General features: G+C 35.1%; 14 protein-coding genes. 13 read left to right on the forward strand and 1 reads right to left on the reverse strand.

Features of this window, described 5'->3' with window-relative positions; genetic code table 11:
* Window positions 1-697: 697 nt before the first annotated feature.
* The 4 genes from FNW17_RS12180 to FNW17_RS12195 all read left to right on the forward strand — a co-directional run bounded on the left by FNW17_RS12180 (window position 698) and on the right by FNW17_RS12195 (window position 5,833).
* Window positions 698-2,410, forward strand: a complete 1,713-nt coding sequence (locus FNW17_RS12180) for an ice-binding family protein (RefSeq protein ID WP_143389338.1) — start codon at window positions 698-700, stop codon at window positions 2,408-2,410.
* A 336-nt stretch (window positions 2,411-2,746) separates the two neighbouring features.
* Window positions 2,747-3,052 (forward strand): DNA polymerase ligase N-terminal domain-containing protein, encoded by a 306-nt coding sequence (locus FNW17_RS16565; protein WP_235893275.1) that lies wholly within the window; start codon window positions 2,747-2,749, stop codon window positions 3,050-3,052.
* Window positions 3,053-3,484: 432 nt separating this feature from the next.
* Window positions 3,485-5,461, forward strand: coding sequence for an alpha-ketoacid dehydrogenase subunit alpha/beta (locus FNW17_RS12190; RefSeq protein WP_143389340.1), 1,977 nt, complete (start codon window positions 3,485-3,487; stop codon window positions 5,459-5,461).
* Between the two features lie 81 nt (window positions 5,462-5,542).
* Window positions 5,543-5,833 carry a putative quinol monooxygenase gene (locus FNW17_RS12195; RefSeq protein WP_143389341.1) on the forward strand — a complete coding sequence of 97 codons (291 nt, stop codon included), beginning with the start codon at window positions 5,543-5,545 and terminating at the stop codon, window positions 5,831-5,833.
* Between the two features lie 79 nt (window positions 5,834-5,912).
* On the opposite strand, the gene FNW17_RS12200 is transcribed toward FNW17_RS12195, so the two are convergent.
* Window positions 5,913-7,457: a hypothetical protein gene (locus FNW17_RS12200; protein ID WP_143389342.1), complete on the reverse strand. Its 1,545-nt coding sequence runs from the start codon at window positions 7,455-7,457 to the stop codon at window positions 5,913-5,915.
* Between the two features lie 153 nt (window positions 7,458-7,610).
* Between FNW17_RS12200 and FNW17_RS12205 the strand changes: the two genes are divergently transcribed.
* From FNW17_RS12205 to FNW17_RS12245, 9 genes are all read left to right on the forward strand, one after another.
* A complete protein-coding gene (locus FNW17_RS12205; RefSeq protein ID WP_143389343.1) occupies window positions 7,611-8,786 on the forward strand; it encodes a 2-isopropylmalate synthase in 1,176 nt (391 codons plus the stop codon).
* Between the two features lie 27 nt (window positions 8,787-8,813).
* Window positions 8,814-10,487: a dihydroxy-acid dehydratase gene (ilvD, locus tag FNW17_RS12210; RefSeq protein ID WP_144071772.1), complete on the forward strand. Its 1,674-nt coding sequence runs from the start codon at window positions 8,814-8,816 to the stop codon at window positions 10,485-10,487.
* 58 nt (window positions 10,488-10,545) lie between these two features.
* Window positions 10,546-12,240 (forward strand): biosynthetic-type acetolactate synthase large subunit, encoded by a 1,695-nt coding sequence (gene ilvB / locus FNW17_RS12215; RefSeq protein ID WP_143389345.1) that lies wholly within the window; start codon window positions 10,546-10,548, stop codon window positions 12,238-12,240.
* A gap of 105 nt (window positions 12,241-12,345) precedes the next feature.
* On the forward strand, window positions 12,346-12,870 hold the full coding sequence (gene ilvN, locus FNW17_RS12220; protein ID WP_143389346.1) for an acetolactate synthase small subunit: 525 nt from the start codon (window positions 12,346-12,348) through the stop codon (window positions 12,868-12,870).
* Between the two features lie 107 nt (window positions 12,871-12,977).
* Window positions 12,978-14,450, forward strand: coding sequence for a ketol-acid reductoisomerase (gene ilvC, locus FNW17_RS12225; protein ID WP_144071773.1), 1,473 nt, complete (start codon window positions 12,978-12,980; stop codon window positions 14,448-14,450).
* 260 nt (window positions 14,451-14,710) lie between these two features.
* Window positions 14,711-15,844, forward strand: coding sequence for an NAD(P)/FAD-dependent oxidoreductase (locus FNW17_RS12230; RefSeq protein ID WP_144071774.1), 1,134 nt, complete (start codon window positions 14,711-14,713; stop codon window positions 15,842-15,844).
* A gap of 1 nt (window position 15,845) precedes the next feature.
* Entirely contained in the window at window positions 15,846-16,565 is a 720-nt protein-coding gene (locus tag FNW17_RS12235) for a methyltransferase domain-containing protein (protein WP_143389349.1), read from the forward strand.
* A 199-nt stretch (window positions 16,566-16,764) separates the two neighbouring features.
* On the forward strand, window positions 16,765-17,817 hold the full coding sequence (locus FNW17_RS12240; RefSeq protein WP_144071775.1) for a type III polyketide synthase: 1,053 nt from the start codon (window positions 16,765-16,767) through the stop codon (window positions 17,815-17,817).
* Between the two features lie 84 nt (window positions 17,818-17,901).
* The gene (locus FNW17_RS12245) at window positions 17,902-18,330 is read left to right on the forward strand and encodes a 3-hydroxyacyl-ACP dehydratase FabZ family protein (RefSeq protein WP_143389351.1); all 429 of its coding nucleotides are present in this window, start codon (window positions 17,902-17,904) and stop codon (window positions 18,328-18,330) included.
* Window positions 18,331-18,337: the final 7 nt, after the last annotated feature.

Genomic DNA, 18,337 nt, shown 5'->3' on the forward strand with positions numbered 1-18,337 from the left:
AACTGATGCTTCAACAAAAGCAAATGCAGCTCAAGCAGCAGCAATTACGGCAGCAGCAACTGATGCTTCAACAAAAGCCGATGCAGCACAAGCAGCAGCAATTACGGCAGCAGCAACCGACGCTTCAACAAAAGCAAATACAGCACAAGCAGCAGCAATTACGGCAGCAGCAACTGATGCTTCAACAAAAGCCGATGCAGCACAAGCAGCAGCAGCAACTGATGCAACTGCAAAAGTTTTAATAGAAACAAACCGTGCAACAGCAGCTGAAGTAAAGTTAACAGCTGATAAGGAAGATACAGCTAATAAATCAACAACTATAGTACTTACTTCTAATTCAGACCTAAAATTCCCAACAGAAAAAGCGGTAATAGATTATGTTAATACAAGAAGTATTATTTCTATTGTTACCCATACTTCAGCTTACACTGCATTAGCTACTGATAATACTATTCTTTGTAATACTTCATCTGGAGGTTTTAAATTATCCTTACCAGTAGCCTCAGGATCTATCGGAAAAATTTATGTAATTCGTAAAACAGATTCGTCAAATAATGCACTAACTTTTGATGATTTAACGCTTGTAGACCTTACAACTATTAATTCTTTGAACTATCCAAAAACAATTAGAGTTCAATCTGATGGTAGTGCTTGGTATGTTATTGACTAATTTTTCTGAATTAAATTTAAAATAATAATGCATACTACTTCATTTTCTAAAACATTCCTCTGTCTAACCTTGCTTTGGTTTTGCACCTATGGTGTTTCGGCACAGATAATGCAGAAATTCGGAGATAATTCAAATATTATAAATGATAAGGCTGTTTTAGAAATAGAAAGTACCACCAAAGGATTTTTGCTTCCCCGAATGAATAAAGCCCAAAGAGATTTAATTCAAAATCCACCTGAAGGTTTAATGCTTTGGTGTACGGATTGTTCTCGATCTAATGGCTCAGAAATAGTAGTTTGGGTTAAGAATTCTTGGACAGGGCTTTTGATTTCTAATCTAGGAGTTAACAATTTTTTGCTAGGAAATGCTGATGGAAAAGCCACCGCTGTCACTTTTAGTGGTGATGTTACTATTGACAATGCTGGAGTAAGTGCTATTGGTAAAAATAAGGTGGTTAGTTCTATGATTAATGATGGAACTATAATCACATCAGATATAGCAAGTGATGCCGTAGTTACTAGCAATATTTTAGCCGCCAATGTTACCTATTCTAAAATTCAGAATGTGACCACTAATTCTATTTTAGGCAGAACCACATCAGGTGAAGGATCGGTGGAGGAAATTGCTACAACAGGAAATGGTAATGTGGTTTTATCAGCATCTCCTTCTTTAACAGGAGTGCCACTTGCACCCACGGCAAGCTTGTCTACCAATACGGATCAAATTGCTACTACAGCTTTTGTTTTAGCAAATAACACTAACGATTATAAATCGTTAAATGCCAGTATTGAAACATCTACTACGTCACCTATTGATTTAGTGGTAGGAGGAATGAGTGTAAATCCTGGTGCAGGAACCTATTCGGTTATGTTTAATGGGCAATATGTAAGTTCATCAGCAGGTACAACAGCTCGAGGGATTTCCTACTTGTCGAATGCAAATCAACAACTCCTTGACATTGCAACAACAAATTTAAGCCATTCTGCTACATTTGGAAACGGAGAAACTTTAACCGCTGGTGTATATGCTATTGGTGGGGCAGGGTCACTATCAGGAACGCTAACTTTGAATGGAACGGCGGATGATCTTTTTATATTCAAAATAAATGGGGCGTTGGCTACTGGTGCTGGTGCAACTGTTATATTAACCGGTGGTGCCCAGGCTTCTAATGTTTTTTGGGTAGCTACTTCAGCCGGTGCAATGGATATTGCTGCTGACAATAAAATGGTAGGAAGTCTTTTTGCCAAAGATGCTGCCGCTTCGATAGGTGCAGGAAGTACACTAGAGGGAAGGTTGTTCAGTAATACAGGAGCTATTACGGTTGGTACTAGTATAGTAAAGTTACCTTTAGGAAGCTCCTCCATCAACTTAGGGGAATTGAGTAGTTATGCACTATTCACCTCGTCGGGAGCAATAGTGAATGCTGGAACTTCAACTATAATAGGAAACATAGGTACCAATACAGGAGCTATAACGGGTTTTACTTTTCCAACTGTAGTTGATGGTTCGATTTATACCCCTGTTGCTGATTTAGGAGGTGCGTTGTCTAGTTTCAGTATCTATCAAAATGGAGCATTAATAGCCAATTCTACCAGAACAAAAATGGGTGATAAAGGAGATATTTCACTACTCGCCATTGCAAGCGTGTCCGAAGGTCAGACCATCGACATTAGATGGAAGACCTCTTTAGGGATATTAAAATTACAAAATAGAATTCTTACTTTGATTAAAGTTCGTTAATCACATATTATTTTGACATTGCTAAACGTTACTTATTTATCTCTAAATAAATTTAACTTTTTCATCCTTATCAATTTATTACTTTCCTATAAAAGATTAATTTTAAAAGTATAAATTTAATCTAGTTTAAAAGTAATCCCTATTAGCAATGGATTTAAGTAAAAACAATCAGAAACGTGATTTTAATTCCACCACCAAACCCAAAGGTGAGATAAAAAAATCTAAAAATGAATTGACTTTTGTAGTACAAAAACACGCAGCATCCCATTTGCACTATGATTTTACCTCTAAATGATTGGTGTTTAAAAAAGTTGGGCAATCCCAAAAGAACCCTCAATGAATCCTGAAGAAAAAAGATTGGCGATTATGGTGGAAGATCATCCTCTTATAGATACAAGGTCTTTGAAGGCAACATTATGTGCAGGAACAGTTATTATTTGGGATAAAGGAACTTATTCTTTAGCTGACAAACAAAATACAAAATTAATAGGAGACAATGTCAAATCCGGTTTACAAAGCGGAAACCTAAGTTTTTTTTCTAAAAGGAAAGAAATTCATAGGAGAATTTCCCCTGGTAAAATTAAAAATCAAACAAAAAAACGACTGGCTTTTGATATAAAAAGAGGACCAGTATATCAGTGAAAATGATGTTTTGAAAGCAAATAAATCAGTGCTTTCCAATTTGACTTTGGAGGAAACGGAAAATAATTTTTCAATACTAAATTGACATTCAAATAGAGATTCACATATATCACTCTTCCTCCATACGAAACACAAAGTAGTGAAGAAATAATGAGGAGAACGAATTGTAGTTTTTGAGATTTAAAAATTGATTTTCCAAAGGAAAGACTAAACAATCCCAAGCGAGACTAGTGAGTCCATTTATTGGTGAACAATTGCCCAGAATTTGTTAAAAAAGAATTGTTGTTTTTTTAATTCTGGAAAAATGAGATTGAGTCGCACCAATCTCATTTTTTTATTTAAATGTACTTAAAAATCAATAAAAAATATAACATTAGCAGGCGATACTGTTATTTTTTTATACTTTTGAACTACTTAAAAAAAGCAACTTTCATGACTTTCGACAGCAAAAACCTTAGCAACGAACAATTATTAGATTTATATAAAAGACTAGTTGTACCAAGACTAATCGAAGAAAAAATGTTGATTCTGATTCGGCAAGGAAAGGTTTCGAAATGGTTTTCTGGAATTGGTCAGGAGGCTATTGCTGTAGGTGTTACAGCCGTTTTGGATGATGACGAATACATTCTGCCGATGCACCGCAACTTGGGAGTTTTTACGGGACGAAATATTCCATTACACCGATTATTTTCGCAATGGCAGGGTAAGGCTAATGGTTTTACCAAAGGTCGGGATCGCAGTTTTCATTTTGGCACACAAGAATTCAAGATTATTGGGATGATTTCGCATTTGGGTCCTCAATTAGGGATTGCTGATGGGATTGCTTTGGCGAATAAACTAAAACAAAACGGAAAGATAACTGCGGTATTTACTGGCGAAGGTGCCACAAGCGAAGGAGATTTTCACGAAGCCTTAAATATTGCAGCCGTTTGGGAATTACCAGTTCTGTTTATCATTGAAAACAATGGTTATGGACTTTCGACACCCACAGACGAGCAGTTTTGTTGTAAAAATATTGCCGATAAGGGCATTGGTTACGGAATGGAAAGTCATATTTTGGATGGCAATAATATTCTGGAAGTTTTTACTAAATTATCCGAATTAAAAGCATCAATGAAGGAAAATCCACGTCCGGTTTTATTGGAATTTAAAACCTTTAGAATGCGAGGTCACGAAGAGGCGAGTGGTACCAAATATGTTCCTTCGGCCTTGATGGAGGAGTGGGCTGCCAAAGATCCGGTGGAAAATTACAGGAACTATTTAAAAGATAAAAACGTTCTTTCGGAGGAATTTGATTCTAATTTAAGAAGTGAAATCAAGAACGAAATTGATGAAAATCTAGCTCTTGCCAATGCAGAACCAGAGATTGAAGCTACTTATGAAAATGAATTAAATGATGTTTATAAAAAATATGATTATCAAGAAGTTAAGCATTCTTACAAAACAGGAAATATTCGTTTTATAGATGCTATTTCCAGTAGTTTGAGACAGTCGATGGAACGTTATGAGAACTTGGTTATCATGGGTCAAGACATTGCTGAATATGGTGGTGCTTTTAAGATCACCGAGGGTTTTGTAGATCAATTTGGAAAAGAACGAGTTCGCAACACACCCATTTGCGAAAGCGCGGTGGTTTCGGCTGGAATGGGATTGTCTATCAACGGTTATAAAGCGATTGTCGAGATGCAATTTGCCGATTTTGTCTCTACAGGTTTCAATCCGATTGTGAATTTATTGGCGAAAACGCATTACCGTTGGCAAGAAAAAGCTGATGTTGTGGTTCGGATGCCTTGCGGCGGCGGCACACAAGCGGGGCCATTTCATTCGCAGACTAACGAAGCCTGGTTTACTAAAACTGCGGGTTTGAAAGTGGTTTATCCTGCCTTTCCGTATGATGCCAAAGGATTGTTGAACGAAAGTATCAACGACCCGAATCCAGTATTATTTTTTGAACACAAACAATTGTATCGTAGCATCCACCAAGAGGTGCCAACTGATTATTATACGATTCCACTAGGGAAAGCCGCGTTGTTGAAAAAAGGAAGCCAAGTGACGATTATTGCTTATGGTGCTGCAGTGCATTGGGCGTTGGAAACTTTGGCTAAAAACCCTGAAATTTCTGCCGATGTGTTGGATTTAAGAACCTTGCAACCATTAGATACAGAAGCTATTTATAATTCTGTAAAGAAAACTGGAAGAGCGATTGTTTACCAAGAAGATTCTTTATTTGGTGGAATTGCCAGCGATATTTCGGCTTTGATTATGGAAAATTGTTTTACCTATCTCGATGCTCCAGTAAAACGTGTGGCGAGTTTGGACAGTCCGATTCCATTTACCAAAGCCTTGGAAGACCAGTATTTGCCTAAAGGAAGGTTTGAAAAGGAGTTGCTGGAATTGTTGGAGTATTAACGTTCTCTATTGTTTAACTTTACCATCTTTCATACTAAAATAGTATCGAAAAATATTTAACCCCATTATTTTAAATTAATTATGCCAATAAACCTAACAGTAATCCTTAAAAGCAAAACAGAAAGTATAGAAACTTTAAAATCTCATTTGCTTGATTTAGTACAAAAAACCAAAAAAGAAACGGCTTGTCTTCAGTATGATTTGCATCAAAGCGACCAAGAGCCCAATACTTTTATTTTTCATGAAGTATGGGAAAATCAAAGTGGATTGGATCACCACAATCAACAACCTTATATTCAATCTTTTTTCCAAGATGCAAAACTGTATTTACAGGAAACCCCCATTGTTTATAAAACGAATAAATTATTTTAATAATTAAATATATATACACAATACCCTCAAAAAATTAAAAACTTTTTGAGGGTATTTTTATGAAAATAAAAACTAAGATTTACCTATTACTCAACTTCGCTTTCTCCTTGATAATATCACTTATTTTTCGGTTTTCGATTTTGCTTTCGAGCCAAGAGATGATGTCGAGATAAAGGAAAGCCCTTTTTTCGTAAGTGTTTTTTTCCAATTCGACAAAACGCTCTTTTACTTTGATGAATTCTTTTTTGATGTCACTTGGATAAATGGTGCTTAATTTTTTCAAAAAGCGAATGATTTCCTTTTGTACTTCGTGTAAATCGTTCATCTTTATTAGAAATTTATAGGTGCTCACCAACTGATTTTCTAAGTTAAAATCTTTACCAGATTCGTAATGCGCAATCAAGCACAACAATCGGGCGAAACAGGCCAAATCTTCACGAACATACAGGTTTTTGTTATTGATGATTTTTTCGAGATACAACACACATTCGTTGTATTTTTCGTTGCCAAAATAAATACAGGCAATTTTGTAGTAAAACAACATTTCGTGATGCTCATCCAGATGCTCAGAGTGCAGATTTATTTTGTCTAAAACTTCTGGAATCAGGTATTCCGCTTCGGCAAAAGTGCCTTCGAGAATGTGATAATTGAGTTTGTTGTTGTACAAATACAGGAAAGACAAAGAAGTAATATTATCATTGATAGGAAACTGCGGATCGTTGATGGTTTCTTCCAGTAGCTCTAAATATTTCTTGAAATTGGACTTGTATTTCAGCATAAATAGTGACTCCAATAAATAATGATTCCCTTTCAAGAAAAATACTGGATTAAGGAAAATCATATTTCTATTGTCATAAAAAAGCGTCACCCATTTGTGCGAAAATTTATAACAGGACAAGAAATCCTGAACTAAGAAACTGCGCCAAAGATTGGCATTGAAATACCAATAGCGTTCTCTAAAGCCAAACTTTTTCTCGTCGAATTTAGAGATGTGTTTATTGAAATAATCGTCAATATATTGGTGTTCTTCATCACTGCGCACATAGCCCGTTTTCAGCATAATACCATACAATTGCAAAGACAAATTCGACAATTTACTCGAAATCGTATTTTTATAATTCAGTTCTTTGGCCTGAATAACTAATTCGTCGGCACGACCTTGAATACTGCGGGTAATGTACTGAGATTCTATTAGTTTTTCGAATTCTACAATTTCATACGCCATATATTTTTCGTCGTTTTCCATCGCTTGTTGTTTGGTTTTGTCCAAAATTTTCAAACTCTGCTTGTACAACCCTTTATTGTATAAAATAGCCGCAAAATCAATTTGCTCTCTTAATTGGTAGCGAATGTTTTGGCTGGGAATATTCAACCGAATACTCACTAATATTTGTTTGTATAAATACGATTTAAGGTTCGATAATTGTGCTTTCTTGATGACGCCACTTTTCAAGATAATTTTCTCGTCATAGGCTTCAGATTTATCCAAAACATTGAATAATTCGATAAATTTTGTATTTGAACTCGTTTCAAGACGACTAGCAAAAATCTTAAATTGTCTTTTTTCAGACTTTGAAAGGGATTTAATTAAAACAAATAAAGAATCTTTTTGATGGTTAGCCATTGTAAAATATAGTATAGTAACGTATTGTTTTTAAGTAGTTTACAAAGATTTTACATCCCTTATAAACAGTATAATTTACAAAAATGAGTTTTATTATAAAAGAATGAAATCTATTTTTGTTCAAAGATGTGAAATTACATTAAATATTTTAAAATGAATAGAGAGAAAGTCCAAATTTTTGATACCACTTTAAGAGACGGTGAACAGGTCCCAGGATGTAAATTAGATACCAAACAAAAACTAGTAATTGCAGCTCGTCTCGACGAAATGGGAGTTGATATAATTGAAGCTGGGTTTCCTGTTTCAAGTCCCGGTGATTTTTTATCTGTTTCTGAAATAAGCAAAATTATAAAAAACGCTACGGTTTGCGGACTTACAAGAGCTGTTAAAAACGATATTGATGTGGCTGCGGCGGCTTTGAAATACGCCAAAAGACCCCGTATTCATACCGGAATTGGAACGTCAAATTCACATATAGTTCACAAACTTAATACCACAAGAGAAGACATTATTGCCCGAGCAAAATATGCCGTTTCTTATGCCAAATCATATGTTGAAGATGTAGAATTTTATGCAGAAGATGCGGGTAGAACGGATAATGAATTTTTGGCACGAGTCTGTGAAGAAGTCATAAAATCAGGAGCAACTGTATTAAATATTCCCGATACAACAGGATATTGTTTGCCTGATGAATATGGTGCAAAAATAAAATACTTGAAAGAAAACGTAAAAGGCATCGAAAACGTAATTCTTTCTTGTCATTGTCATAATGATTTAGGAATGGCTACAGCCAATTCGATTGCTGGTGTTATCAACGGTGCCAGACAAATAGAATGTACCATCAACGGAATAGGGGAAAGAGCAGGAAACACAGCACTTGAAGAAGTGGTAATGATTCTAAAACAACACCCATATTTGAATTTAGATACCAGCATAAACACAAGACAATTGAACGAAATGAGTCGATTGGTATCTGAAAGTATGGGAATGATTGTACAACCTAACAAAGCCATTGTAGGTGCCAACGCATTTTCACACAGTTCAGGAATTCATCAGGATGGTGTGATTAAAAATAGAGAGACCTACGAAATTATGGATCCTCTTGAAGTAGGAGTCAACGAATCTTCTATCATTCTTACAGCTAGAAGTGGTAGAGCAGCATTGGCCTACAGAGCCAAAAAAGTGGGTTATGAATTGACAAAAGTACAATTGGATATCGTATATGTTGAATTCTTGAAATTTGCAGATATTAAAAAAGAAGTTCTGGATTCAGATATTCACCAAATTGTGGAAGCTTGTAAAATTGAAAGCGACTTAATAAGAAGCTAAAAATAAAATTAGAAAGAAAATCAAATAATGGAATTAAATAAATATAGTAAAACAATAACTCAAGACATCACACAACCTGCTGCGCAAGCTATGTTGTACGGAATTGGCTTGACAGAAGAAGATTTGAATAAAGCGCAAGTGGGTATTGTAAGTATGGGTTACGAAGGCAATACCTGTAATATGCACTTGAATGACCTTGCAAAAGATGTTAAAAAGGGCGTTTGGAATGCGGATTTAGTGGGCTTGATTTTTAATACTATCGGAGTAAGCGACGGAATTTCAAACGGAACCGAAGGGATGCGCTTTTCATTAGTTTCTCGTGATGTCATCGCCGATTCTATCGAAACGGTAATGGGAGCACAATGGTATGATGCGATGATTGCTATACCAGGTTGTGATAAAAATATGCCGGGAGCCTTAATTGCAATGGGAAGAGTCAATCGTCCTGCAATAATGGTTTATGGTGGAACAATAAACTCAGGAAGATGGAAAGGCGAACACCTTAATATAGTATCTGCTTTTGAAGCCTTGGGAAAAAAATTCAATAATGCTATTTCCGATGAAGATTTCAAAGGAGTTATCAAAAATTCTTGTCCAGGTCCAGGCGCTTGTGGCGGAATGTATACTGCTAATACAATGGCGTCTGCAATTGAAGCATTAGGAATGAGTTTACCTTATAGTTCTTCAAATCCTGCAGTAAGTCAAGATAAATTACAAGAATGTGAGGATGCTGGAAAAGCTATCAGAATATTATTGGAAAAAGATATTAAGCCAAAAGATATTATGACTCGTAAGGCTTTTGAAAATGCTATTACTATTGTAGCCGTTTTAGCTGGTTCAACCAATGCTGTGATGCACTTAATTGCTATGGCTCATTCAGTTGACATCGAAATTACATTAGACGATTTTCAAGCTATTAGCGATAAAACCCCAGTTTTGGCCGATTTAAAACCAAGCGGAAAATTCATGATGGAAGATTTGCACGCCGTTGGTGGAATTCCTGCATTAATGAAATATTTATTAAAAGAAGGCTACATCCACGGAGATTGTATGACTGTAACAGGGAAAACAATTGCTGAAAATTTAGAATCTGTACCAGATTTATACGAAGGTCAAGAGATAGTTCATGATATTAAAAATGCATTAAAATCTTCAGGAAACATTCAAATATTGTACGGTAACCTAGCTACAGAAGGTTGTGTTGCCAAAATAAGTGGCAAAGAAGGAGAATATTTTGAAGGAACAGCTGTGGTTTTCGAAAGCGAATTTGAAGTTATTCCGGGGCTTGAAAAAGGAATGATAAAACCGGGCGATGTTGTCGTCATCCGATATTGTGGTCCAAAAGGCGGACCCGGTATGCCAGAAATGCTAAAACCAACTTCAGCAATTATGGGTGCTGGTTTAGGAGATAAAGTGGCTTTGATTACCGATGGTAGATTTTCAGGTGGTTCTCACGGTTTTGTCGTAGGACATATTACACCAGAAGCTTACGACGGTGGTGGAATTGCTCTAATCGAAAATGGAGATATTATAACAATTGACGCCGTAAAAAACACCATCAATTTAAAAATTTCCGATGCAGAATATGCCGAAAGATTGGCCAATTGGGTTCAACCTGATTTAAAAGTAACTAAAGGAGTGCTATTAAAATATGCTAGATCAGTTTCAAGCGCCTCTACAGGATGTGTAACTGATAAGTAAATTTCAAAAATCAATACCAATTGCAATAGCAAATAGGCACAAGTTTAAAATATAAATAATGGAAAATAATAAAATATCAGGCGCAGAAGCCGTTATACGATGTTTGCTAGAAGAAGGCGTGGACTTGGTTTATGGTTATCCAGGTGGAGCCATAATGCCAGTTTATGACGAATTATATAAATTTAAAGATCAATTACACCACGTTTTAGTAAGACATGAACAAGGTGCAACCCACGCTGCTCAAGGGTATGCAAGAGCTACAGGAAAAGTTGGTGTTGCTATAGCCACTTCAGGCCCTGGTGCAACCAATTTGGTAACTGGAATTGCCGATGCTCAAATCGATTCAACTCCAATAGTGTGCATCACAGGTCAAGTAGGTAAACATTTATTGGGTTCTGATGCTTTTCAGGAAACGGATATTATCGGAATTTCAACTCCTGTAACCAAATGGAATTACCAAATTACCGAAGCATCTGAAATTCCAGAAATCATTGCCAAAGCTTTTTACATTGCTAGAACGGGTCGTCCGGGTCCTGTTTTAATTGACATTACCAAAAATGCTCAATTCGACAAAATTGATTTTAGTTATAAAAAATGCACAGGAATTCGAAGCTATAATCCAAGACCTACCTTAAATCTTGAAAAAGTTAAGGAAGCCGCAGATTTAATCAATACTGCTAAAAAACCTTATATCATTTTTGGTCAAGGAATTATTCTTGGAGAAGCCGAAGCCGAATTAAAAGCATTGATCGAAAAATCAGGAATTCCAGCTGCATGGACCATTTTAGGACTTTCGGCTTTACCAACAGACCATCCTTTGAATGTGGGAATGTTAGGAATGCACGGAAATTATGGACCCAATTTATTGACTAATGAATGTGATGTATTAATTGCACTCGGAATGCGTTTTGACGACCGAGTTACCGGAAATTTAGCCACTTATGCAAAACAAGCTAAAGTAATTCACTTCGAAATTGATCCAGCTGAAATTGATAAAAACGTAAAAACAACAGTAGCCGTTTTGGCCAATGTCAAAGAAGCATTGACTGCATTGATTCCATTAATTGAAAAAAAATCACACGATTCTTGGCACAATGAGTTCAAAGAAAAATACAAGATTGAATTGGAAGCAGTTATCAACGAAGAGTTGGCTCCAACCGTTGGTGGAATTTCGATGGGAGAAACAATTGAAATGATTAATAAGCATTCTAAAGGAGATGCTATTATGGTTTCGGATGTGGGTCAACACCAAATGTTTGCTTGCCGCTATGCCAAATTCAATTCAACCAAAAGTAATATTACCTCCGGAGGTCTAGGTACGATGGGATTCGCTTTACCCGCAGCTATTGGTGCCAAAATGGGAAGACCCGATCGTGAAGTGGTGGCTATTATTGGCGATGGTGGTTTTCAGATGACCATTCAAGAATTAGGAACTATTTTTCAAACCAAAGTTCCGGTGAAAATTGTTGTACTCAATAATGAGTTTTTAGGAATGGTTCGACAATGGCAAGAACTATTTTTTGATAGCCGATATGCTTCAACAATAATGACCAATCCCAACTTTGTGGCCATTGCCGAAGGCTATCATATTAAATCAAAAAAAGTGACTAAAAGAGAAGATCTAGATGCAGCCGTTGCCGAAATGTTAGCTTCAAAAGATTCCTATTTCCTTGAAGTTATGGTAGAAAAAGAAAACAATGTATTTCCTATGATTCCAACAGGAGCTTCGGTTTCGGAAATGCGATTATCATAAGAAAGTTTAAAAGTTTAAGGTTTAAAATTGTTTAAAAAGTCAACTAATTTGATGAAACAACTTTAAATTTTTAAACAGTTTAAACAACCTTAAACAAAATAAAAAATGGAAGAAAATAAAATATTCACTATTTCTGTTTATTCAGAAAATAATGTGGGCTTATTGAATAGAATTTCAGGAATATTCTTGAAACGCCACATCAATGTGTTGAGCCTTAACGTATCCGAATCGGAAATCGAAAACGTTTCCCGATTTATCATTGTAGTAAAAACTTCAGAGAAATGGGTGCAAAATATTGTAGGTCAGATCGAAAAACAAATCGAAGTTATCAAAGCTTTTTATCATATTGACGAAGAAACCATCTTTCTCGAAAGTGCCATCTTCAAAATTGAATCCAGCTTATTATTCGACGAAAGACAAATTCAAAACATCATCAAAGAAAGTCATTCGGAAATTGTAACGGTTTCAAGAGACTTTTTTGTGATTTCAAAATCAGGAAAACGTGCCGAAATCAATGATTTGTATAATAAATTAAAACCTTTCGGAATTATGCAATTTGTTCGCTCCGGACGAATTTCAGTTTCCAAAGAAAAAATGGAAGTAACGACTTTATTAGAAGAACTTAAATAGGGTTCAGGTTGCAGGTTACAAATAGCAGATTACAGATTGCAGGTTATGGAAAAATCATAACTTTAAATTATAAAATTATAAATCATTCAATTATTAAATATTAAAAAATGGCAAATTATTTCAATTCATTACCACTTAGATTACAATTAGAACAATTAGGCGTTTGCGAATTTATGGATCAATCCGAATTTGCTGATGGAATAGAAGCACTTAAAGGTAAAAAAGTTGTTATCGTAGGTTGCGGAGCACAAGGTTTGAACCAAGGTTTGAACATGAGAGATTCTGGTTTAGATATTTCATATGCGTTGCGTGCCGAAGCGATTGCTCAAAAAAGAGTCTCTTTTATGAACGCTGCCGATAATGGTTTCAAAGTGGGAACTTATGAGGATTTAATTCCAACTGCTGACTTGGTTTGTAACCTTACACCAGACAAGCAACATACTGCCGTAGTTACTGCGATTATGCCCTTGATGAAAAATGGTTCTACATTGGCATATTCACATGGTTTCAATATTGTTGAAGAAGGAATGCAAATTCGTAAAGACATTACTGTAATTATGTGTGCTCCAAAATGTCCAGGTTCTGAGGTTCGTGAAGAATACAAAAGAGGTTTTGGTGTACCAACATTAATCGCTGTTCACCCTGAAAACGATCCAAATGGAGTTGGTCTTGCTCAAGCCAAAGCCTATGCAGTAGCAACTGGAGGAAATAGAGCAGGAGTATTGCGTTCTTCTTTCGTAGCCGAAGTAAAATCAGATTTAATGGGAGAACAAACTATCCTTTGTGGTTTGTTGCAAACAGGTTCTATCTTGTGTTTTGATAAAATGGTAGCCGAAGGTGTTGATGCTGGATATGCTTCAAAATTAATTCAATACGGATGGGAAACTATCACCGAAGCATTGAAACACGGTGGTATCACCAATATGATGGATAGATTATCTAACCCAGCAAAAATTACAGCATTTAAAGTTTCAGAAGAATTAAAAGATATTATGCGTCCGTTGTTTCAAAAACATATGGATGATATTATCTCTGGTGAATTTTCTAAAACAATGATGGAAGACTGGGCAAATGATGATGTGAACTTGTTGTCTTGGAGAGCTGCAACTGGTGATACAAATTTTGAAAAAACACCAGCAGCTAAAGTTGAAATTTCAGAACAAGAATATTTTGACAATGGAGTATTGATGGTTGCCATGGTAAAAGCGGGTGTCGAATTGGCATTTGAAGCTATGACTGATTCAGGTATTATCGAAGAATCAGCATACTACGAATCATTACACGAAACACCTTTAATTGCTAATACTATTGCAAGAAAAAAATTATTCGAAATGAACCGAGTAATTTCGGATACTGCTGAATACGGATGTTATTTATTTGACCATGCTTGTAAACCGCTTATCGCTGACTATGTGAAAAATGCTCCAAGTAATCTTGTAGGTCGTCCTTTTAGTGACGGAAATAATGGTGTAGATAACAAAGAATTAATCGAAGTAAATTACATCATCAGAAATCATCCTGTTGAAGAAGTTGGAGCTTGGTTGAGAGAGTCAATGACTGCAATGAAAAAAATTGGATAATAAAATTTATTAGTTGGGGATTATGCACTGCATCTTTTTATAATATTTTTGAATTAGTTAGAACATATTAAAAAATAAATGAGATAAAGTCAAAAAAACATTCACTTAACTTGAAATCTCGTGGAGAGTTAAGTGAAGTAATCCCTAGGATTTAAATATAAAAAAGCGAAATAGAGAACTTCTATTTCGCTTTTTTTATGTAAAAATTAAATTTAATTATGTAAATAAAGTGGCTTAATAATTACTAAATTAGCAAAACTATGGAAACTAATGTAGATGTGTTAATTATTGGCGGAGGCTTAGCCGGCTTGACTAGTGCTATACATTTAGCAAAATCTGGGTTAAAAGTTACCTTAATTGAAAAAAATGAATACCCAAAACATAAGGTTTGCGGTGAATACATTTCAAATGAAGTATTGTCTTATTTGCAATGGTTGGACTTGGAAATTTCAGATCTAAAGCCTTCCCATATTTCTAAAATAGCTTTTTCTACTGCAAATGGAAAAATGATTTCTGGTAATTTACCTCTCGGTGGTTTTGGTATTAGTCGCTATGAATTGGATAATTATTTATATCTAAAAGCTATCAAAAAGGGTTGCCAAATCATTCAAGACACTGTTACTGATATTCAATTTATCGAAGACGAGTTTCGAATTTCTACTTCCAATACTTTAGAATTGAAGTCCAAAATAGTAATTGGAGCTTTCGGAAAACGTTCTAATATTGACCAAAAACTCAATCGTGGTTTCATTCAAAAAAAATCACCTTGGCTGGCAGTAAAAGCACATTATTCGGGTGAATTTCCTAATGATTTAGTAGGTTTACACAATTTCAAAGGTGGGTATTGTGGTGTTTCAAAAGTAGAAAATAATATAATTAATATATGTTATCTTGTCGATTATGAAACTTTTAAACAATATAAAAATATAGAAGAATTCCAATCAAAAGTAATATATAAAAACCCACATCTGAAAGCTGTTTTTGAAAACTGCGAACTGCTTTTTGAAAAACCTTTGACGATAAGCCAAATTTCTTTTGAGGAAAAAGAAGCTGTTGAAAACCATATTTTGATGATTGGCGACACCGCCGGATTAATTCATCCTTTGTGTGGTAACGGTATGGCAATGGCCATTCATAGTGCCAAAATAGTTTCGGAACTTATTTTAGAATTTTCAGAGAATACAATCCGTTCTAGAAAAGAATTGGAAGAAAAATACACTCAAGCCTGGAATGCTCATTTCAAAAGTAGATTGCGAATGGGTCGGTTTTTGTCTAAAATTTTACTGTCACAAAAATTAACTACTTTTTTGATGCAATTATTAGCTATATTTCCCTTCGTATTACCAGAAATAATAACGAAAACGCATGGCAAACCCATAATTTTAAAATCCTAAGATGTTTATAAACACAAAATATAGGTCTGAAGAACCTGAAATTATGGATGATTTTGCGATGGAGGGCGAAATCTTGCGCGAGGCTTTGGATAAAATTGCCAAAATAAACCAACTCTTGGGCGGAAACCAGCTAACTTTACAAGGCGTTCAGGAATTGATTGTGAAAATTCCAAAGGGAACACAAATCAACATTGTAGATGTGGGTTGTGGCAATGGTGATATGTTGCGAACCTTGGCAGATTATGGGTTTAAAAATCATTTTAAATTTAATTTGATAGGAATCGATGCCAATAATTTTACCATCAATCACGCTATAAAATTATCCGATAATTATCCAAATATTAGCTATCGATGCGAAGATGTTTTTGATAAAGCTTTCACCGAATTAAAATATGATATTGTACTCTGTACATTAACATTACATCATTTCAAAAAAGATAAAATTTTACAATTGATGACTGTTTTTAATGCCAATTCAAATATTGGAATTGTAATTAATGATTTGCAAAGAAGTGCATTAGCTTATCGATTATTTCAAGTTTTATGTTTTGTTTTCAGACTGAATTCAATGTCAAGAGAAGATGGATTAGTTTCGATATTAAGAGGTTTCAAAAAAGAAGATTTTGTTTGTTTTTCAAAAAAATTAAAACTCAACAACTATAAAATTCAATGGAAATGGGCTTTCCGTTACCAATGGATAATTGAGAAAGTGGGAAGTTAGAAGAGGGAAGTTAGAAGAGAGAAGTTAGAAGAGAGAAGTTAGAAGAGGGAGGTTGGAAGAAATCTTTCCGTGATTGATTAAAATATTGCTGGTATAATGGTTATTTTTTTTTGATTTTGCCATTGCCATTGATATTGCCATTGATATCGTCATTGATATCGTCATTGATATTGCCATTGAATTTAAATTTTATTATGAAATGAGTGTAAAAATCAAATGTATTTCTAAGCAATTGCCAAAATATTCCCGAACCACCGAGGAAATTATACCTTTCTTGGACGCTTGGCTCGTTGGACAAGACAGTCGTTTTATCAAAAAAATAAAGAAGATTTTTGAAGGTGCCGCAGTCGATAAGCGCTATTCTATTATGGATCCAATCGAAGTTTTTACCAACACTTCTTTCGAAGAAAGAAACGATATTTACGTTCGCGAAGTCATAGATTTAGGTACGAAAGTTTTGGAAAAAGCCTTAGCGAAAGCCAATTGGAAACCCGAAGATTTAGATTATATTATCACGGTAAGTTGCACCGGAATTATGATTCCTTCTTTGGATGCTTATCTGATTAATAAACTGAAATTACGTCAAGATATTGTGCGACTTCCTGTAACCGAAATGGGTTGTGCTGCCGGTATTTCGGGTATTATTTATGCCAAAAATTTCTTGAAAGCCAATCCCGGAAAACGAGCAGCTGTCATCGCTGTCGAAAGTCCAACGGCTACGTTTCAACTCGATGATTTTTCGATGGCCAATATTGTAAGCGCAGCCATTTTTGGAGACGGAGCAGCTTGTGTTTTGCTTTCTTCCCATATTGACGATGAAGGTCCTGAAATTTTGGATGAAGAAATGTATCATTTCTACGATGCCGAACATTTGATGGGTTTCAAACTAACGAATTCTGGCTTGCAAATGATTTTGGATATAGAAGTTCCCGAAACAATTTCTTCTCATTTTCCGGATATTATTAATCCTTTTTTGGATAAAAACAATCTAAATATAGAAGATTTAGAACACTTAATTTTTCACCCTGGTGGGAAAAAAATTGTTCAAACTGTAGAAGGTTTATTTTCTGATTTAGGCAAAAACATCAATGATACGAAAGAAGTATTGCGATTGTACGGAAATATGTCGAGTGCCACAGTTTTGTATGTTTTAGAACGAATTATGGATGCCAAACCGAAGAAGGGCGAGAAAGGATTGATGTTGAGTTTTGGTCCAGGATTTTCGGCTCAAAAAGTTTTATTGCAGTTTTAAATATTTAGCCACAGATTCACAGATTTTAATATTTTTAATGAATTATTTTTTTAATTAATCTGTGAATCAGTGGCAAAAAACAGTATGAAAAAAGAAGATATTATATCAAAATTACCCTATTCCAAACCTTTTTTGTTTGTGGATGAATTGTTGCATGTAGATGAAAACGGAGTGGAAGGATGTTATGCTTTTGATGAAAATCTAGATTTTTATAAAGGTCATTTCAAGGGTAATCCTATCACGCCAGGAGTAATTCTCACCGAAGTTATGGCGCAAATTGGAGTTGTTTGCTTGGGGATATATTTATTGAATGATACATTTAACAAAAATACTACAATTGCCTTAACCTCAAATGAAATAGAGTTTTCAAAACCTGTTTTTCCAAACGAAAAAGTGACGGTAATTTCAGAGAAAATATATTTTAGATTTGGCAAACTAAAATGCAAGGTTGAAATGAAAAACGAAAAGGGAGAAGTAGTTTGCTCGGGAACAATTGCTGGAATGATTGTTTAATAATTTT

This window comes from Flavobacterium franklandianum (genome assembly GCF_007097365.1).
Taxonomy (GTDB): domain Bacteria; phylum Bacteroidota; class Bacteroidia; order Flavobacteriales; family Flavobacteriaceae; genus Flavobacterium; species Flavobacterium franklandianum.